Genomic DNA, 25,477 nt, shown 5'->3' with positions numbered 1-25,477 from the left:
GATCATGAAGTTGGCGGCAAGTTCGATCTCCCCAACCGCCGCCAACTTCATGATCGACTCCGGTCCCGCACGGGGTGGGGGTGGGGGTGGGGGGTGGGGGGTGGGGGTGGGGGTCAGGGGGTGGCTCGGTGGAGGGAGTAGAGGGTGAGGGTGGCGGCGGTGAGGAGGGGGGCGCCGTCGCGGATCAGGCCGTCGGGGCCGAGCAGCCACCAGCAGAGCGGGAGGTCGAGCGCGAGCACGCCCAGCGTCACCACCACCAGCGCCCGCCGGGCCCAGCCCTTGCCGCGCAGCAGGAACGCGGTGCAGAACAGCACCGCGTAGCTGGCCGCGATGCCGGCGCCGATCCAGAACAGCACCGCGGGTACGGCGGCGACCCCGCCGTCCAGCAGTGACCCGGTCGCCACCACCGCCGGCACCAGCATCAACGGGCTGTAGGTGAACGCGGCGACCCGGGCGGTCAGCAGCCACCCGTTCGCCTGTGGGCGCTTCGGCGTCACCTCGCGCCAGGCGATCGTCCCGCCCTCGACGACCAGGCCCTTGCGGTGCCGGACCAGGTGCGCCCGGACCGCGTCGGAGCGGTAGAGCAGCACCACCACGGCGACGCAGAGCGCGGTGAGCGCCGCGAAACCGAGCAGGCCGGGCAGCGCCGGCACCCCCTGCCGGGGCACGATCAGGCGACCCACCGCGAAGACGGTGGTCACGGCCAGGATCAACCCGAACGGGCGGGCCGCCACCCGTCCCCGGTTGACGTGCCCGATCAGGATCAGGAAACCCAGCGAGCGGAGCATCGCCCAACCGGTGCGCACCGCGAGGCCGAACTCCTGCTCCGGGGCGTACCAGTAATTGAGCAGCTCGACCACGACGGTGGCCCCCGCGGTCACGGCGAGCAGCGTGGTCAGCGCCCGGACGGCGGACGGCCGCCGGACCTCGACAGGTTCGGCGGCCGTCCTCATGGCATCCGTTGTTGCCCGGCGCGGGCAACCGGCACACCTGTTACTTCTGCGGCTCCGCGTCCAGCCGGGCGCGCAGCGCGTCCAGCTCGGCCCAGAGCACGCCGGGGAGCTTGTCACCGAACTTCTCGAACCACTCGGTGACCAGCGGCAGCTCGTTGCGCCACTCCTCCGGGTCGACCTTCAGGGCGATCCGGACGTCCTCCGGGGTCATGTCGAGGCCGTCGACGTCCAGCGCGTCCTGCGCCGGGACCATGCCGATCGGGGTCTCCACCGCGTCGGCGGTGCCCTCCAGGCGCTCGATGACCCACTTGAGGACGCGGGAGTTCTCGCCGAAGCCCGGCCAGAGGAAGCTGCCCTCGGCGTCCTTGCGGAACCAGTTGACGTAGTAGATCTTGGGCAGCTTGGCCTCGTCGCCGTCCGTGCCCTTGCCCATCTCGATCCAGTGCCGGAAGTAGTCGCCGGCGTGGTAGCCGATGAACGGCAGCATGGCCATCGGGTCGCGGCGCACCACGCCGACCGCGCCGGATGCGGCGGCGGTGGTCTCCGAGGAGAGCGTGGCCCCCATGTAGACGCCGTGCACCCAGTCCCGCGCCTCGGTGACCAGCGGGACGGTGTCCCGCCGCCGGCCGCCGAACAGGATCGCGTCGATCGGCACGCCGTTCGGGTCGTAGTAGTCGTCGGCCAGGATCGGGCACTGCGTGATCGGGGTGCAGAACCGGCTGTTCGCGTGCGAGGAGAGGTGGTCGCTCTCCGGCGTCCAGTCGTTGCCCTTCCAGTCGATCAGGTGCGCCGGCGGCTCACCCATGCCCTCCCACCAGATGTCGCCGTCGTCGGTGAGCGCCACGTTGGTGAAGACCGAGTTGCCGCGGTCCAGCGTCCGCATGGCGTTGGCGTTGGTCTTCCAGTCGGTGCCGGGCGCGACGCCAAACAGGCCGTACTCCGGGTTGACCGCGTAGAGACGGCCGTCCGGGCCGAAACGCATCCAGGCGATGTCGTCACCGATGGTCTCGACCTTCCAGCCCGGGATGGTCGGCTCCAGCATGGCCAGGTTGGTCTTGCCGCAGGCCGACGGGAAGGCGCCGGCGATGTGGTAGACCTTGCCCTCCGGCGAGGTGATCTTGAGGATCAGCATGTGCTCGGCCAGCCAGCCCTCGTCGCGCCCCATCACGCTGGCGATCCGCAGCGAGTAGCACTTCTTGCCGAGCAGCGAGTTGCCGCCGTAGCCGGAACCGAAGGACCAGATCTCCCGGGTCTCCGGGAAGTGCGAGATGTACTTGGTCTCGTTGCACGGCCAGGCCACGTCCTGCTGGCCGGGCGCCAGCGGCGCGCCGATCGAGTGCAGCGCGTGCACGAAGTCGGCGTCGTCGCCCATCGCCTCCAGGATCGACGACCCCATCCGGGTCATGATCCGCATCGAGGCGACCACGTACGGGCTGTCCGTGATCTCGACGCCGAACATGGGGTTCTCGGCCTCGACCGGGCCCATGCAGAACGGGATGACGTACATGGTGCGACCGCGCATGCTGCCGCGGTACAGCTCCGTCATCGTCCGCTTCATCTCGGCCGGCGCCATCCAGTTGTTGGTGGGGCCGGCGTCCGCCTCGTCGACGGAGCAGATGAAGGTGCGCTCCTCGACTCGGGCGACGTCCGTCGGGTCCGTCCGCGCGTAGAACGAGTTGGGCTTCTTCTCGGGGTTCAGCCGGATCAGGGTGCCGTTGGAGACGAGTTCGTCGGTGAGGCGACGCCACTCCTCGTCGGACCCGTCCACCCACACCACCCGCTCCGGGGTGGTCAGTTCCGCGACCTCTCGGACCCAGGCGAGCAGTTTGGGGTGGGACGTCGGGGCCTGATCGATACCCCGCACAACAGCCGGAGCAACCATGTCACATCTCCTTGTGGTCGACGCTGACCGATCTATGGGATGCACGAGTTCTGGCGGGTGAGGCGCCGCCGTCGTGGAAACCTGGGATTGGGCTCAGCGTAAACCGGGCTGCCTCCCCAGTCAGTGGGACTGGTTGTGAAGAACTGCACAAGGTACGCCCACGCTGCGGCTACACGATCTGATACCCGCTTTCGCGCGCAGTTTCACGCAAATCCTTCGGCGAACCTTCGACCGCCCGACCCGCGGAAGCGGGATTGCGTGATGCGCCACACGCATTCGTACGGTCGGTTACGCTCTGCTCACGGACATTCGGAACGGACCACCGGACCGCCTCCCGGCGACCCGGCCACGGTGGACGGCGGGGAAGTTGTCGCGGCCGACTCGCCGTTGCGGCGGGTCCCCCTTCCCCCCAACCGGTACTCTCGGCGGGTGGCCGCGACGATGACGGGGGACCAACCGGGGGCTCCGCCGACCCGTTCGGGTCCGATCGGAGCGCTGCTCCACCGCTTCGGCCACCTCATCCACGAGCTGAGCAAGTTCGCCACCGTCGGCGGCTTCGCCTTCCTCGTCGACTTCGCGCTCTTCAACTACCTGTCGAGCGGGCGCGGCATGCCGCCGCTGGCGGCGAAGACCATCTCCACCGTGGTCGCCGCGACGGTCGCCTTCCTCGGCAACCGGTTCTGGACCTGGCGACACCGGCAACGCTCCAACCCCGCCCGCGAGTACGCGCTGTTCTTCTTCTTCAACGGGGTGGGCCTCGGCATCGCGGTGGCCTGCCTGGCGATCAGCCGCTACGGCCTGGGCGCGATCTGGCCGGCGGTGTTCCAGACGCCCCTGGCCGACAACATCGCCAGCTTCATCGTCGGCACCGGCCTGGGGACGCTGTTCCGCTTCTGGTCGTACCGACGATTCGTCTTCGTCGAGGCGGGAACTCCCCCCGTTCCGGCACCGAGCCGAGATCAAGAGTCCGGGGCGTGACGCACCGCCCATCCCGACCCGCCGGGCCCAGCCGGCCCTGCCCACTGCCCTAAGGTGTTCCGCATGCCTGGAGTCCGTCTGCTGCCCGAGCGCTGGCAGAAGTTCATCCGCGAGGCGGCCAAGTTCGGCCTCGTCGGCGGCATCAACACCGTCATCAATTACGCGGTGTTCAATGCGCTGGCACTCACGGTTTTCCGGGACGGCCAACTCAAGGCGACCGTGATCGCGACCATCGTCGCCACGATCACGTCGTATCTGATGAATCGGCACTGGACGTACCGGGATCGACCGAAATCCGCCCTACGGCGGGAATACGTCCTGTTCTTCCTGTTCAACGGCGCCGGCCTGGTCATCGAACTCGGCGTCCTGGCATTGGCGAAGTACGGCCTCGGCGTACACGGCCTGCTGGCGTTGAACGTGGCGAAGACGGTCGGCGTCCTGCTGGCCACCCTGTTCCGCTTCTGGTCCTACCGCACGTTCGTGTTCCAGCCGGTGCCGAAGCACGCCGAGGAGACCTGGCACGCCGTGCCCCGCGACGAGTGGGACAACGTCGCGGAGATGGACCCGGTCGCCGAGCTGGCCGAATCGGTGAGCGAGCTGGAGGAGGAGGAGCCGCCCCCGGGCGCGAGCCGCCCGAGGAGCGACTACACGCCGCCCCAGGGGCGTACGGCTCCGGTCGACGCCGCGCTGGGCGGGGCGCTCCGCGCCGACCTGGACGCCGAACTGGCCGCCGAGTTCCCGTCCCGCCGCGCCCGACACTGAACGTGGGCGCCCGCCCTGGCGTGGCTCACGAGGGGTCGCGGAGCGGCTTCCCGTCGGCCATGTCGGCCAGCATCTCCCGCATCTCGCCGTCGCCCAGGCTGTGCTTGTCGTGGTGGGCCTCGACCAGCTCGTAGAGCTTCGTCTGCACCCGGTCCACGTGCGGCACGTCGTGCAGCACCGACTGGCCCCGCTCACCGGCCGACTCGATGGTCAACGTGCCGCAGCCGAGCATCCGCTCCACGAAACGCTGGTGCATGGCGTGGTCGTTGATCCGGGTCAGCGGCAGGTCCCGCCGGTTGCGGGAGAGCACGCCCTCCTGGAGCAGCACCCGCTCATTGGTGAACAGGTAGTGCGTGGTGCGCCAGACCAGGAACGGCCACAGGCCCAGCCAGAGCACCAGCGCCAGGCCGAGCCCGGCGAGGACGTACAGCGCGATGGCGCCGCCGTCGCCGTCGGGCAGCAGGATCCAGCCGGCGACCACCGCCGCGACGGTGAGCGCCAGCACGAGGATCGGCCGGATCAGGGCCTTCCAGTGCGGGTGCAGGTGCAGCACGACGTGCTCGTCCTCGGTGAGCACGTCTTCGGGGAATGCCACTTCGAACCTCCTCGCGGAACCGGACGCGCTGACCGTAACCGGTCGGGGCACCCCGGCGGCATCGGCCGCGCGGGCCGCTACCGGAGGTGGGAGGTGTTAAGCGGGGCCCCCGCCTATACCGGAGGCGTTAAGCAGGGGCCCCTCCTTCTACCGCAGGTGGAGCACGTCGCCGGCGGCCAGGCGGAGGGTATCGCCGGACGCGTCGACCAGGAGCTGGCCGTCGGGGTCGACGCCGGTCGCGGTGCCGTGCACCTCGCGCCCGTCCGGCAGCAGCACCCGTACCCGGCGGCCGATCGTGGCGCACCCGGCCAGGTACTCGTCGCGCAGCCCGCTGGCCTCCGCGTCGCCCCCGGCGTCGCGCCAGCGCGCGTACCAGTCGGCGAGCGAGCGCAGCAGCGCCCGCAGCAGCGGATCGCGGTCGGTGGCGGTGGCGCCGGCGAGCTGGAGCGAGGTGGCCGGCAGCCCGGTCGGGTTCTCCGGCAGCTCGGCGGCGCGCAGCGTCACGTTGAGGCCGACGCCGACCACGATCGCGGGCGGCACGGCCCCGTCGCCGGGCACCGCCTCGGCCAGCACCCCGGCGCACTTCGCGCCGTCCACCAGCAGGTCGTTGGGCCACTTCAGCCGGGCGTCCAGCTCGGCCAGCAGGCGGACCGACTCGGCCAGCGCGACGCCGGCCAGCAACGGCAGCCAGCCGTACCCGGTGGCCGGCACCGGCGACCAGCCGCGTTCGGCGTCCGCCTCCCCGGGCCGGAGCAGGACGCTGGCCGCGATGCCGGCGCGCGGCGGCGACTGCCAGACCCGGCCCCGCCGCCCCCGGCCGGCGGTCTGCCGCTCGGCGACCACCACCAGGCCCTCCGGTTCGCCGGCCCGCGCGGCGGCCACCACGTCCGCGTTGGTCGAGCCGGTCTCCACCAGCAGCTCCAACCGGCGCCAGGGCCCGTGCGGGGCGACCAGCGCCCGCCGCAGCCGGGCCGCCGACAGCGGCGGGCGGTCCAGATCGGTGTACGGCGAGCCGGGCATCCCGCCAGCCTACGGCCCCCCGGGTTCGCCGGTCGCCGGTAAGCGGTGAGGCGCACTGCACAACCTCACCCACCTGAACCATCGTTATATTCCACGGGTGACTACCGAGACCGGGACCACCATCCACACGACCGCCGGCAAGCTGGCGGACCTGGAGCGACGGCTCGACGAGGCGGTGCACGCCGGGTCGGCGCGCGCGGTCGAGAAGCAGCACGCGCGGGGCAAGAAGACCGCCCGGGAGCGGATCGATCTGCTCCTCGACGAGGGCTCGTTCGTCGAGCTGGACGAGTTCGCCCGGCACCGCTCGACGAACTTCGGGCTGGAGCGCACCCGCCCGTACGGCGACGGCGTGGTGACCGGCTACGGCACCGTGGACGGCCGGCAGGTCTGCGTGTTCGCGCAGGACTTCACCGTCTTCGGCGGCTCCCTCGGCGAGGTCTTCGGGGAGAAGATCGTCAAGCTGATGGACCTGGCCATGAAGATCGGCTGCCCGGTCGTCGGCATCAACGACTCCGGTGGCGCGCGGATCCAGGAGGGCGTCGCCTCGCTCGGTCTCTACGGCGAGATCTTCTTCCGCAACGTGCGGGCCAGCGGTGTCATCCCGCAGATCTCCCTGATCATGGGCCCGTGCGCGGGCGGCGCGGTCTACTCCCCGGCGGTCACCGACTTCACCGTGATGGTCGACCAGACCTCGCACATGTTCATCACCGGCCCCGACGTGATCAAGACGGTCACCGGCGAGGACGTCGGCATGGAGGAGCTGGGCGGCGCCCGCACCCACAACGCCCGCAGCGGCAACGCGCACTACCTCGGCACCGACGAGGAGGACGCGATCGACTACGTGAAGGCGCTGCTGTCGTACCTGCCGTCGAACAACCTGGACGAGCCGGTGGTGTTCGACGCCCCGGCCGAGCTGGCGGTCACCGAGGAGGACCGGGAGCTGGACACGCTGATCCCGGACTCGGCCAACCAGCCGTACGACATGCACCGGGTCATCGAGCACGTGCTCGACGACGGCGAGTTCCTCGAGGTGCAGCCGCTGTACGCGCAGAACATGGTGGTCGGCTTCGGCCGCGTCGAGGGTCGCCCGGTGGGCGTGGTGGCGAACCAGCCGATGCAGTTCGCCGGCACGCTCGACATCGCCGCCTCGGAGAAGGCGGCCCGGTTCGTGCGCACCTGCGACGCGTTCAACGTGCCGGTGCTGACGTTCGTGGACGTGCCCGGCTTCCTGCCCGGCACCGGGCAGGAGTGGGACGGCATCATCCGGCGCGGCGCGAAGCTCATCTACGCGTACGCCGAGGCCACCGTCCCGAAGGTCACCGTGATCACCCGCAAGGCGTACGGCGGCGCGTACGACGTGATGGGCTCCAAGCACCTCGGCGCGGACCTCAACTTCGCCTGGCCGACCGCGCAGATCGCGGTGATGGGCGCCCAGGGCGCGGTGAACATCCTCTACCGCGCCGAGCTGGCGAACGCCGAGGACCCGGCCGCCGTCCGTGCCGAGAAGATCGCCGAGTACGAGGACACGCTGGCCAACCCGTACATCGCCGCCGAACGCGGCTACGTCGACGGGGTGATCCCGCCGCACGAGACGCGGACCCAGATCGTGCGGGCGCTGCGGGTGCTGCGCACCAAGCGCGAGACGCTGCCGCCGAAGAAGCACGGCAACATCCCGCTGTAGGTGTAAGGAGGGGCCCCCGGTTAACGCCTCGCGTAGAGCGGGGGCCCCTTCTCACACGCGGCCTGGGTCAGCAGCCGGGGTTGGCGGCGACGCACATCCGCGCGGCGGCGGCCCGGGCCACCTCCCGCAGCTGCGCCTCGCGCGCCTGGGCGTCGGGGAGGCCGGTACGCAGCGCCCCCGCCGGCACGAGGACGCTGACCAGGTCACCCACCCGGACGACCACCCGGCTCTCGAACACCGGCGGGTAGCCGGGCGGCTGACCCGTCGTCGCGTCGGGCAGCACCGTGGCGGTGTGTCGGAGCAGCACCGCCTGGTCGCCGGCGAACCCGCTCTCGGCGATCGTCCAGCGGTGCTCGAACCGGGCGTCGGTCATCCCCCGATCGGTGTAGGCCTGGCCCGCCGCCTGCCACGCACCGCAGGCCCCCACCCGGTGTTCTAGGTCGCCGATGAACCGACGGGCCGCGTGGGGCTCGATGCGGTAGAGATCCTGGGTGATCACCGCTCCGGGCGTGGTCTGCGGCTTTCCGGCCACGACCGCGGCCAGCATCGTCTGGGAGCGGGAGTAACGCGAGCGCGGTTCCTCCGCCGGCAGACCCTGGGCCTTGCCGCAGACCTGGAGCAGGTCGTCGACCCGGGCGGGCTCGTCGAGACCCGAGTCGGCCAGACGCTCACCGGTCGGGACCGGCACGTCCCCCGGCGTCAGCATCGCCGCCACCGGAATCTCCGCGTACCCGGCGCGGGTGCCGGCCGCGGGCGGCGGCGGGGTGCCGGCGCGGTCCACCATCGTCGCGGCGAGCGCGGCGACCACCACCACCGACACGGCGGCCAACACCGTGGTCCGCCGGGTGCGCCGCCGGGCTGCGGCCCGGATCTCCGCCGGCTCCGCCCACCGGACGGTCCGCAGGTCCCGGTGCAGCACCTCCACGAGCGTGACGTCGTCAGGCATCTGCCGCCTCCTCTTCCAGATCCGCGACGGCGAGCAGCCCGGCGAGGGCGCTCCGCCCCCTCGACAGCCGGGCCTTGACGGTGCCGACCGGCGCCTCGGTCTCCCGGGCCACCTCGGCGACCGGCATGCCGAGCAGGTAGTGCATCGCGATGGCGGTGCGTTGCGCCTCGGGCAGCCGGCGCAGCGCGGCCACCACGTCCATCGTCTCGGTGCTCGGCGCCGGCACGTGATCGTCCGCCCCGTGCCGCAGGTAGGCACGGGCGCGGCTGCGCAGGCTGCGCCACCGGCTCACCGCGATCCGGCTGGCCACCACCCGCACCCAGGACTCCGGGTCGTCGTACCCGCGCACGGTCGACCACCGCTGCCAGGCCCGGATGTACGCCTCCTGCACCGCGTCCTGCGCCTCGGCCAGGTCACCGGTGAGCACGTACACGAAGCCGAGCAACCGTTGTCGGCTGCCCCGGTAGAACTCGTCGAAGCCGTCGCTGTCGGGCACTGCCACCTCCCCGTGTTCGCCAGGGACACGCCTGGCGGCGCGGCTCGGGTTGCCCGCTCAGCCGACCAATTTCTCCAGTTCCCCACGGGGGAAGCCGCCGGCCGGGATCCGTTCGCGGACCGCCCGCCGGACGGCGGTCTGAACCGCGGCGTTGACCGGGGTGGGCACCCCGTGCAGGCGGCCGAGCAGCACGATCTCGCCGTTGAGGTGGTCGGCCTCGGCAGAGCCGGCACCCCGGGCGAGGCTCTGCCAGGTGGAGCCGCCGGACCGCGTTTCGCCGTCGACCGGTCGGTGCGACACCAGGTCACCGCGCGCGGCGGCCTCCTCCTCGCGGGTCGTGTGCGGGATGCCGGCGGCGGCCAGCGCCGCCTCGCCCTCGGCGCGGACCCGGGCCGACAGCGGCTCGGGCACGTCGCGTCCGAGCAGCGCCTGGAGGCCGTTGCCGAGGTTGGCCAGGAGCTTGCCGTACTTCCAGCGCATCACGTCGTCGCGGACCGGGGCGACGAACCCGGCGGCGGTCAGGTCGGCGGCGACCGCCCGGCCGGTGTCGTCGGCGCCGGTCGGGTAGCGCCCGAGGTGCAGCATCCCCGGATGCGGGTGCCCGTTGGCGACCACGACGCCCGGTTCCAGGTGGGTGGCGGGCAGCCACACGCAGACCGGGTGCACCCGGGCGAAGAGCCGCAGCGCGGCGGGTTCGTTCGCCACCCCGTTCTGGGCCAGCACGACCGGGAGCCGCTCGCCCGCCGTGCCGCCGCCCGCCACCGGCGCGTCGGCCCAGGTGGTCAGCGCGGCGACGGTGTCCTGCGACTTCACGGCGAGGACCAGCACGGTGTCGGCCGGCAACGGTGGGCCGCCCGGCCCGGCCGCCGCCGGCAGCCGGCCGGACACCGTGCCGCGCGGCGTCCGCAGCGTCAACCCCCGCTCGCGCAGCGCGTCCAGGTGGGCACCGCGGGCCACCAACGTCACGTCGCGGCCGGCGTCGGCCAGCAGTACGCCGATGGTGCCGCCGACCGCACCCGCTCCGATGATCACGTATCGCACCGGTCCGATTCTGCCTCGCCGGGCCGGGTACCGCCCGGAACGGTGGCGTGTCCCGGATCCGCCGCCGACCGGTACGCCCGCAGATGCCGTGCGACGAGGCGTGCCGGGTCGCGGCGCGGGCACCGGAGCGGCGGGTTCCGGAGCGCGGGACGGGTCAGCCGGTGAGGCCCGTGTCGGCGAGGATCGGGCCGGCCAGCAGCAGCGCGCCGGCGACCAGCGCGCCGACACTGACCAGCAGGAACACGGCCACCCAGAACAGCGGCGGGAACGGCGTGAGCCGGGCGAGCTGGTCGGCGTCCGACTCCGGCATCCGGCCGCGGCTGCGTTGGCGTCGCAGCTCGAACACCGGGCGTACGCCGCCGAACAGCAGGAACCAGATCGAGGTCCAGGCGAACGCGGCCTGGACCTGCGGTGAGGTGTACCAGGAGACGGCGAGCACCAGACCGCCGGTGACCAGCAGCGACAGCGCGCCGAACAGGTTGCGGATCAGCACCAGCATGGCCAGCAGCAGCGCCACCGCGACCCAGAGCAGCAGCGTGATCCGGTTTCCGGCCAGCAGCCACGCGCCGGCCAGGCCGAGCAGCGAGGGGGCGACGTAGCCGGCGAGCAGCGTGAGGATCATGCCCGGTCCGGAGGGCCGGCCGGCGGAGAGCGTCAGCCCGGACGTGTCCGAGTGCAGCCGGATGCCGTGCAGCCGCCGGCCGGTGAGCAGTGCCACCAGCGCGTGGCCGCCCTCGTGGGCGATGGTCACCGCGTTGCGGGCGATCCGCCACGGCAACCGGGTGGCGACCACCGCGAGCGCGACCACGGCGGTGAGCACCACCAGCAGCGGGGGCGGGTCCGGCTGGGCGCTCAGCAGCGTGTCCCAGAGCGTGGTGAGACCGTCGATCAGGGGCATGGGCGGGGAGCCTACCGGCCGGAGTCGTGTCGATCGACCGGCCCGGCCTCGTAGAGTGTGAGACTGATCGGGCGAGGCACCGGAACGGAGGTGAGGTCGGTGAGCGCAGCCCCCTTGGAGCCCCACAGCTCGCACGTGGGTCCGTGGACCGAGGCCGACTACCTCACGCTGGAGGACAGCCTCGACCGCATCGAGCTGCTCGACGGGAGCCTGATCGTGACCCCTGCCCCGAGCAAGAGGCACCAGTTGGTGTCTTGGAACCTGGTGGACAGCCTGCGCCTGGCTGCCCGCCCGCTCGGATTGTTGGTGTTCGAGGCGGTGAACGTACGGCTCGGCGTCAATCGCATGGTCATCCCTGACGTGGTCGTCGCTGACACGGACGACGAAGGCACCGTGGTCGAGGCCGGCGAGGTCAGGCTGGTATGTGAAGTCGTCTCCCCCGGTAACGCCGCCGCCGACCGGGTCCTGAAGATGCAGCTCTACGCGATCGCCCGCATTCCGTGGTACCTGCTTGTCGAGCAGGACGGCGACAGCCACTCGCTGCGGTTGCACCGGCTCGACGGTGAGCACTACGTCGAGGACGCGATCGCCAAGGCCGGCGAGACACTGACGGTGACCGAGCCGTTCCGCTGGGCGATGGATCCGGCCGCGCTCCGCTGACTCCGAAGTCGCACGCCACCAGGGACGACGACATTCGTCGATGAAAATTTCCTTGCTTCCTATTGCGATACAGGGCAGTTATCTCCAAAGATGGGCGTCAATCAGTTGACGTCCTCTGGAGGCAAACCATGGCCCGTACCAGATTCTCCGTACGCCGACTCCTCGCCGCCGGCCTGGCCGTCGCCGCCACCGCGGCCGCGGCCCTCGTGGCGACCGCCGGACCGGCCGCCGCCGCGACCACGCCCGGCATCGACGTCTCCCGCTACCAGGGCAGCATCAACTGGACCAGCGTGCGGAACTCGGGCATCCAGTTCGCCTTCATCAAGGCCACCGAGGGCACCAGCTACAAGGACCCGAACTTCAACACGAACTACGTGAACGCCTACAACGCCGGCGTGATCCGCGGGGCGTACCACTTCGCCCGGCCGAACATCTCCGCCGGCTCCACCCAGGCCGGCTACCTGGCCAGCAACGGTGGCGCCTGGTCCGCCGACAGCCGGACGCTGCCCGCCGCGCTGGACATCGAGGCCAACCCGTACAGCGGCGGCTACTGCTACGGCCTGAGCACCACCGGCATGCGCAACTGGATCCAGGACTTCCTCAACACCTACCGCTCCCGCACCGGCCGGTACGCGGTCATCTACACCACCACGAGCTGGTGGAACCAGTGCACCGGCAGCTGGACCGGCCCGTGGGCCAACCACCCGCTGTGGCTCGCCCGCTGGGCCAGCTCGGCCGGCACGCTCCCGGCCGGCGCCCCGGTCTGGAGCTTCTGGCAGTACACCGCCACCGGCAGCGTCTCCGGCATCAGCGGCAACGTCGACCGCAACTACTGGAACGGCGACCGCACCCGGCTGATCGCGCTGGCCAACAACACCTGACGGACGTGCACGGAAGCGGGACCGCCCCGAACCGGGGCGGTCCCGCTGTCGTCGTACCGTCTGATCGAAGCTCAGGCCCGGCGGCGCGCGGCGACCGGCACGGGCACCGCGGCAGGCCGACGGGTCCAGCGCCACGCCGCGACCCCGGCGACGGCCAGGGTGAGCACCCCGAGGACCGCGACCGGCGCGGACAGGCCTGCGGTGATCAGGAGCAGGACGGCGTCGCCGAGCGCGACCAGCATCCACAGTGCCAGCCGGGGGCCGGTGTCCCTGCGTCGGTAACCCATGTCGCACCTCCTTCGTCGGGGTATTCATACCCCCGACTACGGAAAGTCATGCGAACGAGTTTCGCGGGCGCGGGATTCGCCGGGTCAGTTCTTCCGGTCCGGCACGAAACCCTTGGTGATGACGTCGAACGCGGCCAGGTTGGCCTGCCAGTCCTTCGCCGGCACCTCCCAGCGCAGCGCGTAGCCCCGGTTGCTGGCCGTGGCCACGCCCCGGTTACGCACGTGGAAACGGGTGCCGTTGTCGCGCGTCTCCAGCCAGTCCCAGTCGGCGCAGGTGCGGTAGTAGCCCTTGCACGGGACGATGTCGACAAGCTCGTAGTTGTTGACCCGCGAACGCCGGTACGGCTCCTGCTCCCGCCAGTCGGCGAGCGCGTCCTTCTCCGGCCGGTCCGTCCACTGCATGAACAGCACCCGGCGGGCGCCGCCCACCTCGTAGAGCACGACCTGGTTGTTGCCGGGCCGGGCCTGCCAGCCGTTCGGGATCGGCACCTTGAAGCCGTTCGAGCCGGTGTAGTAGCGCCAGCCGGCCGGCAGCACGAACCCGGTCGGCGACGGGCTGGCCGACGGGCTCGGGCTCGTCGACGGGCTGGCCGACGGCGCGCTCGCACTCGGTGAGGCGCTGGCACTCGGCGCGGGCGGGACCGCCGACGCCACCGAGGAACCGGTGGTCGGCTGGCCGCCGTCACCCCCGTCGTCGTCGCCGTTGTTCAGCAGCGGCACGGCCACCGCCAGGCCGACCAGCAGCACCAGAACCAGCGCGCCGAGCAGCAGGTTGCGCCGGTTCGGCGCGGCCTTGACGCCCGGCAGGACGGTCGCCCGACCGGTCGACGACACCGGGCCACCCGCCGCCGGGCTGACCGGCGCGGATCCGGCCGGAGCCGGGCTGACCGGCGCCGGACGTTGCGCGGGCGCGGCGACGACCGGCTCACCGTCGAGCCGGGTCTCGTCGAGCGCCGGGTCGGCGTCGTCCACCCGGGTCTCGTCGACCGGCGGATCGGCGTCGAGCTTCGTCGTCGGATCGGCGACCGGCGGCGGCACCTTCGCGGTCGGTCCGGCGTCCGCGGTGGACGCCGACACCTTCGCGGTCGGCTCGGCGACCGCCCCACTCGCGGCGGCGGCCACCCCGGACGCCGAGGTGGAAGCGCGTTCGACCTGGTCGTCGGCGGGGCGCGGCGCGGGCACCAGCGGCGGGCGCGGTGCGCGCGGACCGTTCGGCCCCGGCCGGCGTACGCCGTCCAGCAGCGAGATGCCCTTGACCCGCCGGCCGCCGACCTTGCGCAGCATGCGCTCCGCCACCTCGGCGGTGATCCGCTCGTCCGGATCCTTGCGCAGCAGGCCCTGGAGCACCGGCTTGAGCGGCCCGGCGTTGCGCGGCGGCGGCATCGGCTCGGTGGCGAGCGCGGCCAGCGTGGCGATCGCCGACGGGCGAGCGTACGGCGACTTGCCCTCGACGGCGGCGTAGAGCGTGGCGCCCAGCGACCACAGGTCGGCCTCCGGACCGGCGGTGCCGTCCCGTGCCCGCTCCGGCGAGATGTACGCCGGGGAGCCCAGCACCATGCCGGTGCGGGTCACGTTCGGGTCGCCCGGAATGGTCGCCAGGCCGAAGTCGGTGAGCACCACCCGACCGTCCTCGCCGAGCAGCACATTGCCCGGCTTCACGTCGCGGTGCATGATGCCGGCCTTGTGCGCGGCCTTCAACGCGCCCAGCACGCCGAGACCGATCTCGACCGCCTTGGCCACCGGGACCGGGCCGTCCTCGGCGATCGTGTCCTGCAACGACTTCGAGGCGACGTACTCCATGACGATCCACGGGTCGCCGTCGGTGCGCAGCACGTCGAAGATGCGGACCACGTTGACGTTGTTGAGCCGGGCGATCGCGCGCGCCTCACGCAGCGAGCGTTCCCGCATCTCACGGCGCTCGTCCGGGGTGAGACCCGGCGGCGGGACCAGCTCCTTGATGGCGACGTCGCGGTGCAGCACCTCGTCCCGCGCCTTCCAGACGCGGCCCATGCCGCCCTGACCGAGCGGCGTGATGAGCCGGTATCGGTCAGCGACGAGTTGGGGAAGCGCGTTCGACATCGCAGAAACGGTACCCGGCCGGTCCGACGCGTACACCGCCGGCACGCCACTCTACGACGAAGGTCGAGTTCGCGACGCGTACCCTTGAGTCATGTCTGCCGAAGAGCCGATGTTCCGGGTCGTCCGCGGCGTGCCCACCGCCGAGGAACTGGCCGCCCTGGTCGGCGCGGTCATGGTGCGCACCCGCCCGGTCACGGCCGCCGCGCCGGCCGCCGTCTCGCACTGGACGCGCAGCGCCCGCCCGGCCGGCGCCACGCCGGTCGCCGGCCCCGGCGCCTGGCGCAGTTCCGGCCTTCCCCGCTGAAACCTTCCCCGCGTACGCGAGCCGTGCGGGGGCTGCCAGGATCAGCGTGGAGCTACTAACCTCACTCTGGGAGACCGTTCGGTGACGGGCAGGGAGGTCCGATGATCCCGGAGGACAACCAGCCAGCCGGCTGGCTGCGCGGCTACGGCGGCATCGAGGCCGATATCCGACAGATGCGCGAGTTCGCCGACCGGCTACAGGACGAGGTCACGCGCAACTACTCGCCCCATCTGTCCTACATCGCCGACGACATGAAGACCCCGGTGCCCAACCCGGCCGACGCCTTCGTCGAACTGGTGCAGTTCCTCCAGGCCCACCACGAGACGCAGAAGGCCGCGGTCAGCGCCGTGTGGGACCTGGCACCCGCCACCGGCCGGCTCGCCGAGGCCGCCGGCCGGATCGCCGCCCACTACGACGACTCCGACGCCTTCTCCTCCGCCCGGGTCGCCGACGTCGAACGGGCGCTCGCCGGCCCCACCACCACCGCCGTGGCGCGCCCCACCCCGCCACTCGCCGACCCCACCGGCCCCGATCAGGGGCGGGTGGTCCGGCCGTGATCGAACGGGGCGGCGGCCGCACCTCCGGGCTCACCGACTGGCGACTGATGGACGTGCTCAGCATGTGGGCGTGCCTCCAGGACCAGGACACCGCCGGCCAGTGGAAACAGGTCGCCGGCTGGCGCAAGGTGTGCGACCTGGCGCTGGCCCACCTCGGCCGACTCCGGGAATACCGGCGCGGCCTCGCCGAGGCGTGGCCACCCGAGACCAACGCCGCCGCCCAGGCGTACGTCGGCGAACTCGACCAGCTCATCGACCGGGTGCAGCGCACCCACGACGCCGCCGCCGCGAACTACGACGCGCTCGCCGCCGCCGCGCGCGCCATCGGCAGCGCCCGCAGCGAACTGCAACCGCTGTACGACGAGTTCGCCACCAAACTGCGGCAGAAGCAGGCGTACGAGGCGACGATCGCCGACCCGAAGGCGGTTGCCGGAAGCCGACTGCCGGAGCGGCCCCCGGTGACCGACGATGACCTGGAGCAGTTGAACGTACGGGCGCGCGGGTTGATGACGGGGTTGAGCGGAGAACTCCAACTGGCCCAGGTCATGCTGCGCCAACCTCCACCAAAGGCAAAGCTGCCAAGGCAAGCCGAAGACTCAGATGCATACGGAAACTCTGTCCCGATAATCCCGCCTGTCGTGCCGGCGCCCATCGATAGCCCTGTTGGCGCCCGAAATCGGCTCAGTTCCAGGCCAGGCGCATCGGCGGGCTCCCCCGATGCAAGCAGGGGACCCGTACTAGGCGGCGCAGGAGGTGGGACTGCCTCGCCCCCTCTGCCCGTCCAGTCGCCGGCTAGTCCGATCCTCGGCACGGCGACAGGCGGAGCCACGAATCTCCCACCTCCGCCGATCACGGGCCCTGGCACGAGACCGCAAAGCCAGAGCACCTCCGGGATAGATCGAGCTAGTCGGCTGCTGGGTGGGGACACAGCGCCCACTTCTCCGCCTCGATCTCTGCCGATGGGAGGGCTAATTGGCGGAGGCTCGGCTACCGGGATGCCAAGTTCAAACGGAGGTACAACACCTCGCAGGGTCAACCCGGTGGGCGGCGTGATCGGTGGAGGGGGGGCTGGAACAGCGCCGACAGGTGGCGCTGGCTCTCGACCCGGCAGCGGAAAGCCCATCTCGCCTAATGGATTCCACGGACTACCGCCCCTCGGCGGAAGTCCAGGATCTGCGCCGATGGGAGCAGGTCCAGTTGGCGGCTACACTACGCAATCTAGAAAAAGAAGCGGAAGCGACGAGCAGCGACGATGGGATCCCGACAACCCATGGCAGGTTGAGCAGGGTGTAGATCCGGTCATGAGGCCGCCTGATGATGCCGGCCCGCCTGATCCAGGTCCAGCCATCGGCTTCGACCGATAATGACACCCTGCCTTGTCGCTGGGCTAGTCCTTTCAGTCCTCGCCGGTTCCACGATTGCGCCCCTAGTGGAACCGCCGCCGGTCGCTGTGCGCAAAGACCAATGGCACCTTGAGTCACTAAAGATGCTTGAAGCGCATCGCTTTAGTCAAGGCGACGGCGTTGTAGTTGCACTGCCAGACACCGGAATCGACCTCCATCCAGACTTAGCAGGCAATGTCCTACCCGGAACCGACGTGACTGGCCGGGGGGATGGCCGCCAAGACAAGAATGGACATGGCACTTCCATGGCCGGCTTAATCGCCGCCCATGGAAGAAGCGATAACACTGGAGCACTCGGAGTGGCCCCTAGAGCCAAGCTCCTGCCTATTCGATCCGAACTCTTCGCGGGCAGAGGGGACACCGACGAGCTCGCCGCAAGCATAGAATGGGCGGTCGCACACCACGCGGATATAGTCAGCATCTCGGCAGTCGCTGGCGCCAGCACTCGCCTTCAGCAAGCCGTTCAATCAGCACTCGATGCAGACATCGTAGTGGTGGCATCCGCCGGAAATCGGCCAGAAGATGCAAGCGTGGGCTACCCTGCTTCCGAACCGGGTGTAATCGCGGTAGGCGGCACAGACCGCAACGGACTACATGCGGCAATTTCTGTTAGTGGACCAGAAGTGGACGTCGCAGCTCCTGCTGTCGACATCTACAGCACCAGCTTTGGCGGCAAGTACTCGAAGGGCACGGGAACTTCCAGCGCCACCGCGATTGTTGCCGGCGCTGCTGCTCTGATCCGCTCCAAATATCCCCACCTCCCCGCCGAGGAGGTCGCGCACCGCCTTACCGCGACCGCCATCGACAAGGGGCCGCCCGGTCGCGACGACCAGTACGGGTACGGGGTCATCGACCTGGTCGCGGCACTCACCGCCGACGTACCCCCGCTCGGTTTCGAGTCCACCGGGGTGACCGCCCCGGCACCGACGGCAGCCGCGCCCGGAGCCGGCGGTGACGACGGCACGGTCCAGGGCCTCGCGACCCTCGGGGTGCTGCTGGCTGCCGGCGGCGGCTATCTGATCTGGCGGCGTCGTCGACGTGCCGACGACCCACCGCCGAGGGAGAGCCGGTAGCGTCGGCGGGGTGTCGACCTCCGCGCCGCTGCGCCTCGTACTCGCCTCGCAGAGTCCTGCCCGCCGCAAGCTGCTCCAGGCCGCCGGGATCGAGCCCGATGTGCTGGTCAGCGGCGTCGACGAGTCGCAGGTGGTCAGTGACCGGGCCGAGGAGTTGTGCCTCGAACTGGCCCAGCTGAAGGCGCAGGCCGTGCTCGGCCGGCTGCGTTCCGTCCCGGGTGAGCGCACGCTGGTGCTCGGCTGCGACTCGGTGCTCGCGTTCGACGGCGAGATCCTCGGCAAGCCGGCGGACTCGGCCGACGCCACCCGGCGGTGGCAGCGGATGCGCGGGCGCAGCGGCGTGCTGCACACCGGGCACTGTCTGATCGACGTGGCGGCCGGGGCCCGTGCGGAGGCGGTCGCCTCGACCACGGTGCACTTCGCCGACATCAGCGACGAGGAGATCGTGGCGTACGTGGCGACGGGCGAGCCGCTGGCGGTGGCCGGGGCGTTCACCATCGACGGGCTGGGCGGCGCGTTCCTGACCGGCATCGAGGGTGATCCCGGCACGGTGGTGGGGCTGTCCCTGCCGCTGTTGCGCCAGCTTCTCGGCGAGTTGGGGCTGAGCGTCGTCGACCTGTGGACGAAGGTCGCGCCGGGCGGCCAGGAGATCGAACATCTCGGCTAACGTCCGGGGATGAGCACGAAGCCGTTGCCGCTGACCACGGAGTTGCACGCCTACCTGGTGGCCCACGGGTCCGCGCCCGACGAGATCGCCCGGGACCTGGCCGAGGAGACCCGGGCGGCCCTGCCGGCCGAGGCGGGCATGCGGGTCGCGCCGGAGCACGTGGAGTTCCTGATGCTCCTGACCCGGCTGGTCGGCGTGCGGCAGGCCGTGGCGGTGGGCGCCTGCACCTGGTTGCCCGCGCTGGCGATCGCCCGCGGGTTGGCCGACGGCGGCCGGTTGGCCTGCTTCGACACCTTCGAGGGGGACACCGGGGTGGCGCGCCGCCACTGGGCGCGGGCCGGCGTCGAGGACCGGATCGACAGGCGCACCGGGCCGGCCGGGTGCTCGCTCCGCGTGACGCGGACGATCGGGCGGTCGCCGCCTTCAACGACGAGGTCGTCGCGGACACCCGCGTCGAGGTGGTCATGCTGCCGATCGCCGACGGCGTCACCCTCGCCCGGGTGCGCTGAGCAGGGGCAGGGCGCGGCCCAGGCGGACGGTCAGCAGCACGGCCGCCGCGATGAAGCATGGGAGCATCAGGAAAGCCGGATGCGGTCCGACGCCGTCGGCCACCCAGCCGAGCGCGACCGGCGCGATCCCGAAACCCACCGCCATCGAGTACGACGACCAGCCCGCCGCCCGGTCGGCGGCCGGGCCGGCCACCGCCAGCGCGATGGAGATCGCCAGCGGGTAGTGCAGGGCGTTGCCCAGGCCGAGCACGACCAGGCCGGTGACCGCCAGCCAGCCGATCGGGCTGGCCCAGAACAACGCGAACCCGGCGAGCGACACGGTGAACGCGCCGAGCAGCAGCGGCACCGGTGGCCAGCGCAGCGCCGCCCGTCCCCCGGCGGCCCGCCCGGCGAACATGCCGCAGACGATCGCCGCGACGGCCGCCGACGCGCCGCCGGCGCTCAGCCCGGCGTGGGTACGCAGCACGTCGGCGGTCCAGAGCGACAGGCAGACCTCGATCGAGCCGGTGACCGCCATCAACACCCAGGCGATCCAGTACGCGCGCGGCAACCGCCCCGACGTCGCCGGCCCGTCGGCGTCGGCACCCCGGAGGGAGGATGGAGGAGCGGGGCGGCCACCCGATCCGAGCTCGGCCGGCCCTCCGGCGGGAACGACGGCCGGCCCCGTGGCAGGGACGACGGCCGGCCCCGCAGCGGAGACGACGGCCGGTGTGGCGGCAGGAACGACGGCTGGCCCCGCGACGGGGACGACGGCCGGCGCCCCGACGGGGACGGCGGCAGCCGCGGTAGCGGGGGCGCGCTTCGGCAGGCGTACCCGGAAGGTCAGGGCGGTGAGCGCGACCAGCGTGATCAGCCCGACCTCGACGGCGGTCACGGGTCGCCAGCCGAGGCCGGCGTCGACGGTGGCCCCGATGGTCAGCGGGGCCAGGATGCCCATGCCGGCGCACACGGCGTTGGCCTCGGTGAGCGCGGCGGGGGCGGCCGGGCCGTGCCGGGCGGTGAGCAGCACGTTGACGCCGCTGATCACCATCATGCCGAAGGTGGCGACGACCGCGACGGCGGCGATGGTGGCGGGCGGCGGGCGGAGCACGCCGAGCGCGGCGACGCCGGCGGCCACGCCGGCGAGGCCGAGCCAGACGGCCGGGCCGCGGCCGTAGCGGCGGGCGACCGGGGCGAAGAGCGCGCCGCCGGCCAGCGCGCCGACCGCGATGCCGGTGCTGTGCAGGCCGGCCACCGCGGCGCTGGTGTTCTGCTCGTCGCGGAGCAGCGGTACGACGGGGCCGAACCCGTAGAGGAAGAAGCCCCAGAGGCCGAGCTGGGCGTAGGCCAGCCAGGTGGAGCGGTCACGGGTGAGGCGGGGCACCGGCCCGACGCTACGCGCGCGTGACCGGCACCCCGCCAGCAGTGAGAGGCAGCTCTCGCTGGGGTGTTAAGAAGGGGCCCCGCCTCTACCGAATGCGTTAAGAGGGGGCCCCGCCTTTCACCGGACGCTGCGGGCGAACTGGCGGGCGGCCCAGACGACGCCGGCCACCGCGAGCACGGCGATGATGCTGAGGCCCTGCCAGACCTTGTCGTTGCCCAGGTCGCCGGCGAACAGGGCGCGGGTGCCGTCGACCGCCCAGGAGAACGGGTTCCACTTGGCGACGCCCTGCAACCAGCCGGGAGCGAAGGTGAGCGGCAGCAGGATTCCGGAGAGCAGCAGCACCGGCTGCGCGACGGTGTTCATCAACGGGGCGAGCGCGTCCTCGCTCTTGACCTTGAGCGCGACGCCGTAGGAGACGGCCGAGGTCATCAGCGCGATGAGGGCGAGCATCAGGTACGCCAGGAGCAGGTAGCCGATGAAGACCCGCAGGTCGAACAGGACCGCCAGCAGCGTGATGATGACGGCCTGCGCGATCAGCGAGACCACGTCGCGCAGGGCGCGGCCGAGCAGCAGGGCGAGTCGGCTGACCGGGGTGACCCGGGAGCGTTCGATGACGCCGGCGCGCAGCTCGGCGATCAGGCCGAAGCCCTGGAACAGGCCGCCGAAGATGGCCAGCAGGACCAGCAGGCCGGGCACGAAGATCTTGTACGCGGCGGCCTGGGTGGGCGCGTTCAGGGCCGGCTTGAGCAGCGGGGCGAAGAGCAGCAGGTACATCACCGGCTGGAAGACGCCGACGAAGACCCAGACCGGGTTGCGGAGCAGCAGTTGGGCCTGGCGCTGGAAGATCAACCAGGTGTCGCGGGCGAGTTTCATGACGGGCTTCTCCGGGGGTCAGGACTCGCGCAGCGAGCGGCCGGTCTTGGTGAGGAAGACGTCGTCGAGGCTGGGTCGGTGCAGCTCGATCGAGCGCAGCTCCAGCCCGGCGTGGTCGAGGCGGCGCAGCACCTGCGGAATGGCGACCGCGCCCTCGTCGACGTAGAGGCGCAGGCCGCCCTCGTCGACGGTCTCCAGCTTGGTCACGTACGCCTCGGTGTCGAGCAGTTCGGCGGCCTGCGGGGTGCTGGCGGCGTCCAGGCCGACGATCACCACCTCGCCGGAGATCTCCCGCTTCAGCTCGGCCGGGGTGCCCTCCGCGACGATCTCGCCGTGATCCATGATCGCGATCCGGTCGCAGAGCGCGTCGGCCTCGTCCAGGTAGTGCGTGGTGATGAAGACGGTCATCCCCTCGGTACGCAGCCGGCGGATCTCGTCCCACATGTGGGCGCGGCTCTGCGGGTCGAGGCCGGTGGTCGGCTCGTCCAGGAAGACGATCTTCGGTTCGTGGATGATGCCGAGCGCGATCTCGACGCGCCGACGCTGACCGCCGGAGTAGGTCTTGCACTTGCGGTCGGCGTACTCGCTGAGTTGGAACGCGTCCAGCGCGCGGGCGGCGCGTCGGTGCGCGTCGGCCTTGGTGATGCCGTAGAGGCGGGCCTGGAGCACCAGCTCCTCGCGGGCGCTGGACTCGTCCCAGGTGCTGCCGCCCTGGGGCACGTAGCCGATCCGGCGGCGCACCCCGGACGGGTCCTTGCGCAGGTCGGCGCCGGCGATGGTGGCCTGGCCGCCGTCCGGCTCGATGAGGGTGGCGAGCATCCGCAGCGTGGTGGTCTTGCCGGCGCCGTTGGGCCCGAGGAAGCCGAAGATCTCCCCCTCGGCGACGTCGAGGTTGACGCCGCGGACCGCGTCCACGGTTTTCGTCTCGCGACCCGCGCGGGAGCGGAACGACTTCCGCAGCCCCCTGGTCTCGATCATTTCTGCTCCTGGTCGTCCGGGCCGGGGGCACCCGGCCACCGGTCAGCGGTTCGCGTCGAGGCTAACGCGATATAGCTCTTGTGGTCAACGTTGATTATTTCGTGTCTCCGTCCGTCCAGCCGGACCAACCGTCGGCCCGCGCCATCCCCTCCGGCAGGTACGACACCCCGGACTCGATCCGCTCCGCGATCCGCTCGCACCAGGCCATCTCCGCCTCTGCCCGGGCCAGCCACAGCTCGAACATCCAGCCGACGTGCACCGGCTTGCGGGCCCGTACCCAGTCCGAGTCCAGCGAGGCCCGCATCGACTCCACCCCGGCGCGCAGCAGGTTGGCCCGGTTGCGCAGCGCCGCCGCCGCCTCCTCACGCGGCATCGCCGGCAGGAACGAGAACGCCACCGCGAACGGGTCCGGCGGCTCGTGGAGCTGCCACCACTGTGCCCGCAACAGCGTCTCGAACTCGTCCTCCCCCTTCGCCGTCACCTCGTACGTGGTACGGGCCGGACGCGCGCCCACCTGCTCGACCGAGACGGTCCGCAGCAACCCCTCGTCGGCGAGCTTGCGCAACGCGTGGTAGATCGACCCGGGCTGCACGTTGGCCCATTTGTCCGCACTCCAACTGAGCAGTTCGCGGCGCACGTCGTAGCCGTGCACCGGCTGCATCCACCTGACCAAACCCAGAATCATCATCCGCGTCGCCGACACCGGACAAGCGTAATAACCAAGTTTGACTACAGTGCGGCATCCCACACTGAGCGATCGTTAGGGCCGGCACCTCGGCCGATACACTCCCGGCATCGACCTCCCGGGAGGAGCCCCCAAGGTGCGCAAGGTTCTCATCGCCAACCGCGGCGAGATCGCCGTCCGCGTCATCCGCGCCTGCCGTGACGCCGGTCTGGCCAGCGTCGCCGTCTACGCGGACTCCGACCGGGACGCCCTGCACGCCACGCTCGCCGACGAGGCGTACGCCCTCGGCGGCGACACCGCCGCGGACAGCTACCTGCGCATCGACAAGCTGATCGACGTGGCTGCCCGGGCCGGCGCGGACGCCGTGCACCCCGGCTACGGCTTCCTCTCCGAGAACGCCGACTTCGCCCAGGCCGTCCTCGACGCCGGGCTGACCTGGATCGGCCCCACCCCGCAGGCGATCCGCGACCTGGGTGACAAGGTGACCGCCCGGCACATCGCGCAGCGCGCCGGCGCACCGCTGGTGCCCGGCACGCCGGACCCGGTGGCCGGCGCCGACGAGGTGACCGCGTTCGCCACCGAGCACGGCCTGCCGGTCGCGATCAAGGCGGCGTTCGGCGGTGGCGGCCGGGGCCTCAAGGTGGCCCGCACGCTGGAGGAGATCCCGCACCTGTTCGAGTCGGCCACCCGCGAGGCGGTCGCCGCGTTCGGCCGGGGCGAGTGCTTCGTCGAGCGCTACCTGGACCAGCCCCGCCACGTCGAGGCGCAGGTGCTCGCCGACCAGCACGGCAACGTGATCGTCGTCGGCACCCGGGACTGCTCCCTCCAGCGTCGGCACCAGAAGCTGGTCGAGGAGGCGCCCGCGCCGTTCCTCACCGACGCGCAGCGCGCCCAGATCCACGACAGCGCCAAGGCGATCTGCCGGGAGGCCGGCTACCACGGCGCCGGCACGGTGGAATACCTGGTCGGCGGGGACGGCACCATCTCCTTCCTGGAGGTCAACACCCGGCTCCAGGTCGAGCACCCGGTGACCGAGGAGACCGCCGGCATCGACCTGGTGCGCGAGCAGTTCCGCATCGCCGACGGCGAGAAGCTGCGCCTCACCGAGGACCCGACGCCGCGCGGGCACGCCATCGAGTTCCGCATCAACGGCGAGGACCCGGGCCGCAACTTCCTGCCCGCGCCGGGCACCGTCACCGCGCTGCGGCTGCCCAGCGGTCCCGGCGTGCGGGTCGACACCGGCATCTCGGCCGGCGACGTGATCGGCGGCAACTTCGACTCGCTGCTGGCCAAGGTGATCATCGTCGGCGAGACGCGTACCGAGGCGCTGGAGCGGGCCCGCCGGGCGCTCGACGAGATGGTGGTCGAGGGCATGGCCACCGCGCTGCCGTTCCACCGCCTGGTGGTCCGCGACGAGGCGTTCACCGCCGAGCCGTTCACCGTGCACACCCGGTGGATCGAGACCGGGTGGGACAACACCGTCCCGGCGTTCACCGCCGTCGCCGGAGCCGCCGAGGCTCCGGCCGAGCGCGAGACCGTCGTGGTCGAGGTGGGCGGCAAGCGGCTGGAGGTCGTCCTCCCCGCCGGCCTCGGCGCGGGTACGGCGACCGCCGCGCCCGCCGCCCGCAAGCCGGCCCGCCGTGGTGGCGGCGGCAAGGCGGGCACCGCGGTCGGCGGGGACACGCTCGCCTCCCCGATGCAGGGCACCATCGTCAAGATCGCCGTCGCGGACGGCGACACGGTCGCCGAGGGTGACCTCGTCGTCGTCCTCGAGGCGATGAAGATGGAGCAGCCGCTGCACGCGCACAAGGCCGGCACGGTGAGCGGCCTGGCCGCCGAGGTCGGCGCGGTGATCACCGCCGGCGCCCCCATCTGCACGATCAAAGAGTAAGGAGGGGCCCCCGGT

Annotated in this window: 25 protein-coding genes and 1 pseudogene; 11 read left to right on the top strand and 15 right to left on the bottom strand. The window is 71.7% G+C overall.

Annotated elements, in window-relative coordinates:
* Nucleotides 1-113: 113 nt before the first annotated feature.
* Nucleotides 114-953, bottom strand: coding sequence for a hypothetical protein (locus tag ACLQ2W_RS07530; protein WP_425785770.1), 840 nt, complete (start codon nucleotides 951-953; stop codon nucleotides 114-116).
* A gap of 40 nt (nucleotides 954-993) precedes the next feature.
* On the bottom strand, nucleotides 994-2,835 hold the full coding sequence (locus ACLQ2W_RS07525; RefSeq protein ID WP_425785769.1) for a phosphoenolpyruvate carboxykinase (GTP): 1,842 nt from the start codon (nucleotides 2,833-2,835) through the stop codon (nucleotides 994-996).
* Between the two features lie 135 nt (nucleotides 2,836-2,970).
* Here ACLQ2W_RS07525 and ACLQ2W_RS07520 point away from each other — a divergent pair, with 135 nt between their 5' ends.
* Both ACLQ2W_RS07520 and ACLQ2W_RS07515 read left to right on the top strand, forming a co-directional pair.
* On the top strand, nucleotides 2,971-3,813 hold the full coding sequence (locus tag ACLQ2W_RS07520) for a GtrA family protein (protein ID WP_425785768.1): 843 nt from the start codon (nucleotides 2,971-2,973) through the stop codon (nucleotides 3,811-3,813).
* Between the two features lie 63 nt (nucleotides 3,814-3,876).
* The gene (locus ACLQ2W_RS07515; RefSeq protein ID WP_425785767.1) at nucleotides 3,877-4,575 is read left to right on the top strand and encodes a GtrA family protein; all 699 of its coding nucleotides are present in this window, start codon (nucleotides 3,877-3,879) and stop codon (nucleotides 4,573-4,575) included.
* A 25-nt stretch (nucleotides 4,576-4,600) separates the two neighbouring features.
* On the opposite strand, the gene ACLQ2W_RS07510 is transcribed toward ACLQ2W_RS07515, so the two are convergent.
* Both ACLQ2W_RS07510 and ACLQ2W_RS07505 read right to left on the bottom strand, forming a co-directional pair.
* The gene (locus ACLQ2W_RS07510) at nucleotides 4,601-5,170 is read right to left on the bottom strand and encodes a PH domain-containing protein (RefSeq protein ID WP_405092409.1); all 570 of its coding nucleotides are present in this window, start codon (nucleotides 5,168-5,170) and stop codon (nucleotides 4,601-4,603) included.
* A gap of 147 nt (nucleotides 5,171-5,317) precedes the next feature.
* Nucleotides 5,318-6,190: a biotin--[acetyl-CoA-carboxylase] ligase gene (locus ACLQ2W_RS07505; RefSeq protein WP_425785766.1), complete on the bottom strand. Its 873-nt coding sequence runs from the start codon at nucleotides 6,188-6,190 to the stop codon at nucleotides 5,318-5,320.
* A gap of 97 nt (nucleotides 6,191-6,287) precedes the next feature.
* On the opposite strand from ACLQ2W_RS07505, the gene ACLQ2W_RS07500 reads away from it, so the two are divergent.
* Complete coding sequence (locus ACLQ2W_RS07500) at nucleotides 6,288-7,871, top strand: acyl-CoA carboxylase subunit beta (RefSeq protein WP_425785765.1); 1,584 nt, start codon at nucleotides 6,288-6,290, stop codon at nucleotides 7,869-7,871.
* A gap of 67 nt (nucleotides 7,872-7,938) precedes the next feature.
* Here ACLQ2W_RS07500 and ACLQ2W_RS07495 read toward each other — a convergent pair whose 3' ends face one another.
* The 4 genes from ACLQ2W_RS07495 to ACLQ2W_RS07480 all read right to left on the bottom strand — a co-directional run bounded on the left by ACLQ2W_RS07495 (nucleotide 7,939) and on the right by ACLQ2W_RS07480 (nucleotide 11,252).
* The gene (locus ACLQ2W_RS07495; protein ID WP_425785764.1) at nucleotides 7,939-8,817 is read right to left on the bottom strand and encodes a hypothetical protein; all 879 of its coding nucleotides are present in this window, start codon (nucleotides 8,815-8,817) and stop codon (nucleotides 7,939-7,941) included.
* Entirely contained in the window at nucleotides 8,810-9,313 is a 504-nt protein-coding gene (locus tag ACLQ2W_RS07490; protein ID WP_425785763.1) for a SigE family RNA polymerase sigma factor, read from the bottom strand. Before ACLQ2W_RS07490 ends, ACLQ2W_RS07495 begins: the two co-directional genes overlap by 8 nt.
* Before the next feature lie 57 nt (nucleotides 9,314-9,370).
* On the bottom strand, nucleotides 9,371-10,354 hold the full coding sequence (locus tag ACLQ2W_RS07485; RefSeq protein WP_425785762.1) for a ketopantoate reductase family protein: 984 nt from the start codon (nucleotides 10,352-10,354) through the stop codon (nucleotides 9,371-9,373).
* A 154-nt stretch (nucleotides 10,355-10,508) separates the two neighbouring features.
* On the bottom strand, nucleotides 10,509-11,252 hold the full coding sequence (locus ACLQ2W_RS07480) for a M50 family metallopeptidase (protein ID WP_425785761.1): 744 nt from the start codon (nucleotides 11,250-11,252) through the stop codon (nucleotides 10,509-10,511).
* 99 nt (nucleotides 11,253-11,351) lie between these two features.
* Between ACLQ2W_RS07480 and ACLQ2W_RS07475 the strand changes: the two genes are divergently transcribed.
* Entirely contained in the window at nucleotides 11,352-11,912 is a 561-nt protein-coding gene (locus ACLQ2W_RS07475) for a Uma2 family endonuclease (RefSeq protein WP_425785760.1), read from the top strand.
* A gap of 128 nt (nucleotides 11,913-12,040) precedes the next feature.
* The gene (locus ACLQ2W_RS07470) at nucleotides 12,041-12,793 is read left to right on the top strand and encodes a GH25 family lysozyme (RefSeq protein WP_425785759.1); all 753 of its coding nucleotides are present in this window, start codon (nucleotides 12,041-12,043) and stop codon (nucleotides 12,791-12,793) included.
* 71 nt (nucleotides 12,794-12,864) lie between these two features.
* On the opposite strand, the gene ACLQ2W_RS07465 is transcribed toward ACLQ2W_RS07470, so the two are convergent.
* Nucleotides 12,865-13,080: a hypothetical protein gene (locus tag ACLQ2W_RS07465; RefSeq protein ID WP_425785758.1), complete on the bottom strand. Its 216-nt coding sequence runs from the start codon at nucleotides 13,078-13,080 to the stop codon at nucleotides 12,865-12,867.
* Between the two features lie 84 nt (nucleotides 13,081-13,164).
* Nucleotides 13,165-15,159, bottom strand: coding sequence for a protein kinase domain-containing protein (locus tag ACLQ2W_RS07460; protein WP_425785757.1), 1,995 nt, complete (start codon nucleotides 15,157-15,159; stop codon nucleotides 13,165-13,167).
* A 91-nt stretch (nucleotides 15,160-15,250) separates the two neighbouring features.
* Here ACLQ2W_RS07460 and ACLQ2W_RS07455 point away from each other — a divergent pair, with 91 nt between their 5' ends.
* The gene (locus ACLQ2W_RS07455) at nucleotides 15,251-15,463 is read left to right on the top strand and encodes an acyl-CoA carboxylase subunit epsilon (protein WP_425785756.1); all 213 of its coding nucleotides are present in this window, start codon (nucleotides 15,251-15,253) and stop codon (nucleotides 15,461-15,463) included.
* Nucleotides 15,464-15,564: 101 nt separating this feature from the next.
* A complete protein-coding gene (locus tag ACLQ2W_RS07450) occupies nucleotides 15,565-16,020 on the top strand; it encodes a hypothetical protein (RefSeq protein ID WP_425785755.1) in 456 nt (151 codons plus the stop codon).
* On the opposite strand, the gene ACLQ2W_RS07445 is transcribed toward ACLQ2W_RS07450, so the two are convergent.
* Entirely contained in the window at nucleotides 15,996-16,577 is a 582-nt protein-coding gene (locus ACLQ2W_RS07445; RefSeq protein WP_425785754.1) for a hypothetical protein, read from the bottom strand. The two genes, ACLQ2W_RS07450 and ACLQ2W_RS07445, sit on opposite strands and share 25 nt — an antisense overlap.
* An 806-nt stretch (nucleotides 16,578-17,383) precedes the next feature.
* Between ACLQ2W_RS07445 and mycP the strand changes: the two genes are divergently transcribed.
* From mycP to ACLQ2W_RS07430, 3 genes and pseudogenes are all read left to right on the top strand, one after another.
* Complete coding sequence (mycP, locus tag ACLQ2W_RS07440; RefSeq protein ID WP_425785753.1) at nucleotides 17,384-18,496, top strand: type VII secretion-associated serine protease mycosin; 1,113 nt, start codon at nucleotides 17,384-17,386, stop codon at nucleotides 18,494-18,496.
* A 10-nt stretch (nucleotides 18,497-18,506) separates the two neighbouring features.
* Nucleotides 18,507-19,163: a Maf family protein gene (locus ACLQ2W_RS07435; RefSeq protein ID WP_425785752.1), complete on the top strand. Its 657-nt coding sequence runs from the start codon at nucleotides 18,507-18,509 to the stop codon at nucleotides 19,161-19,163.
* 9 nt (nucleotides 19,164-19,172) lie between these two features.
* Nucleotides 19,173-19,672: pseudogene (locus tag ACLQ2W_RS07430) on the top strand (O-methyltransferase).
* Here the strand turns inward: ACLQ2W_RS07430 and ACLQ2W_RS07425 are convergent.
* From ACLQ2W_RS07425 to ACLQ2W_RS07410, 4 genes are all read right to left on the bottom strand, one after another.
* Nucleotides 19,650-21,035: an MFS transporter gene (locus ACLQ2W_RS07425; RefSeq protein ID WP_425785751.1), complete on the bottom strand. Its 1,386-nt coding sequence runs from the start codon at nucleotides 21,033-21,035 to the stop codon at nucleotides 19,650-19,652. The pseudogene ACLQ2W_RS07430 and the gene ACLQ2W_RS07425 overlap by 23 nt on opposite strands.
* Nucleotides 21,036-21,152: 117 nt before the next feature.
* Nucleotides 21,153-21,908: an ABC transporter permease gene (locus ACLQ2W_RS07420; protein WP_107157220.1), complete on the bottom strand. Its 756-nt coding sequence runs from the start codon at nucleotides 21,906-21,908 to the stop codon at nucleotides 21,153-21,155.
* 18 nt (nucleotides 21,909-21,926) lie between these two features.
* Nucleotides 21,927-22,886, bottom strand: a complete 960-nt coding sequence (locus tag ACLQ2W_RS07415) for an ATP-binding cassette domain-containing protein (RefSeq protein ID WP_396773009.1) — start codon at nucleotides 22,884-22,886, stop codon at nucleotides 21,927-21,929.
* A 94-nt stretch (nucleotides 22,887-22,980) separates the two neighbouring features.
* Nucleotides 22,981-23,574 (bottom strand): PadR family transcriptional regulator, encoded by a 594-nt coding sequence (locus ACLQ2W_RS07410; protein WP_425786028.1) that lies wholly within the window; start codon nucleotides 23,572-23,574, stop codon nucleotides 22,981-22,983.
* A 133-nt stretch (nucleotides 23,575-23,707) separates the two neighbouring features.
* On the opposite strand from ACLQ2W_RS07410, the gene ACLQ2W_RS07405 reads away from it, so the two are divergent.
* A complete protein-coding gene (locus tag ACLQ2W_RS07405; protein WP_425785750.1) occupies nucleotides 23,708-25,462 on the top strand; it encodes an acetyl/propionyl/methylcrotonyl-CoA carboxylase subunit alpha in 1,755 nt (584 codons plus the stop codon).
* Nucleotides 25,463-25,477: the final 15 nt, after the last annotated feature.

Source organism: Micromonospora sp. DT227 (assembly GCF_049841835.1).
Lineage (GTDB): Bacteria > Actinomycetota > Actinomycetes > Mycobacteriales > Micromonosporaceae > Micromonospora.
This window is presented reverse-complemented; position numbering and strand designations above follow the sequence as displayed.

What these genes read in the sequence shown, in the direction of transcription:
- ACLQ2W_RS07530 (WP_425785770.1), bottom strand. Translation starts at nt 953, where the DNA reads ATGAGGACGGCCGCCGAACCTGTCGAGGTCCGGCGGCCGTCCGCCGTC.
- ACLQ2W_RS07525 (WP_425785769.1), bottom strand. Translation starts at nt 2,835, where the DNA reads ATGGTTGCTCCGGCTGTTGTGCGGGGTATCGATCAGGCCCCGACGTCC.
- ACLQ2W_RS07515 (WP_425785767.1), top strand. Translation starts at nt 3,877, where the DNA reads ATGCCTGGAGTCCGTCTGCTGCCCGAGCGCTGGCAGAAGTTCATCCGC.
- ACLQ2W_RS07505 (WP_425785766.1), bottom strand. Translation starts at nt 6,190, where the DNA reads ATGCCCGGCTCGCCGTACACCGATCTGGACCGCCCGCCGCTGTCGGCG.
- ACLQ2W_RS07495 (WP_425785764.1), bottom strand. Translation starts at nt 8,817, where the DNA reads ATGCCTGACGACGTCACGCTCGTGGAGGTGCTGCACCGGGACCTGCGG.
- ACLQ2W_RS07480 (WP_425785761.1), bottom strand. Translation starts at nt 11,252, where the DNA reads ATGCCCCTGATCGACGGTCTCACCACGCTCTGGGACACGCTGCTGAGC.
- ACLQ2W_RS07470 (WP_425785759.1), top strand. Translation starts at nt 12,041, where the DNA reads ATGGCCCGTACCAGATTCTCCGTACGCCGACTCCTCGCCGCCGGCCTG.
- ACLQ2W_RS07465 (WP_425785758.1), bottom strand. Translation starts at nt 13,080, where the DNA reads ATGGGTTACCGACGCAGGGACACCGGCCCCCGGCTGGCACTGTGGATG.
- ACLQ2W_RS07460 (WP_425785757.1), bottom strand. Translation starts at nt 15,159, where the DNA reads ATGTCGAACGCGCTTCCCCAACTCGTCGCTGACCGATACCGGCTCATC.
- ACLQ2W_RS07455 (WP_425785756.1), top strand. Translation starts at nt 15,251, where the DNA reads ATGTCTGCCGAAGAGCCGATGTTCCGGGTCGTCCGCGGCGTGCCCACC.
- ACLQ2W_RS07450 (WP_425785755.1), top strand. Translation starts at nt 15,565, where the DNA reads ATGATCCCGGAGGACAACCAGCCAGCCGGCTGGCTGCGCGGCTACGGC.
- mycP (WP_425785753.1), top strand. Translation starts at nt 17,384, where the DNA reads ATGACACCCTGCCTTGTCGCTGGGCTAGTCCTTTCAGTCCTCGCCGGT.
- ACLQ2W_RS07420 (WP_107157220.1), bottom strand. Translation starts at nt 21,908, where the DNA reads ATGAAACTCGCCCGCGACACCTGGTTGATCTTCCAGCGCCAGGCCCAA.
- ACLQ2W_RS07415 (WP_396773009.1), bottom strand. Translation starts at nt 22,886, where the DNA reads ATGATCGAGACCAGGGGGCTGCGGAAGTCGTTCCGCTCCCGCGCGGGT.
- ACLQ2W_RS07410 (WP_425786028.1), bottom strand. Translation starts at nt 23,574, where the DNA reads ATGATGATTCTGGGTTTGGTCAGGTGGATGCAGCCGGTGCACGGCTAC.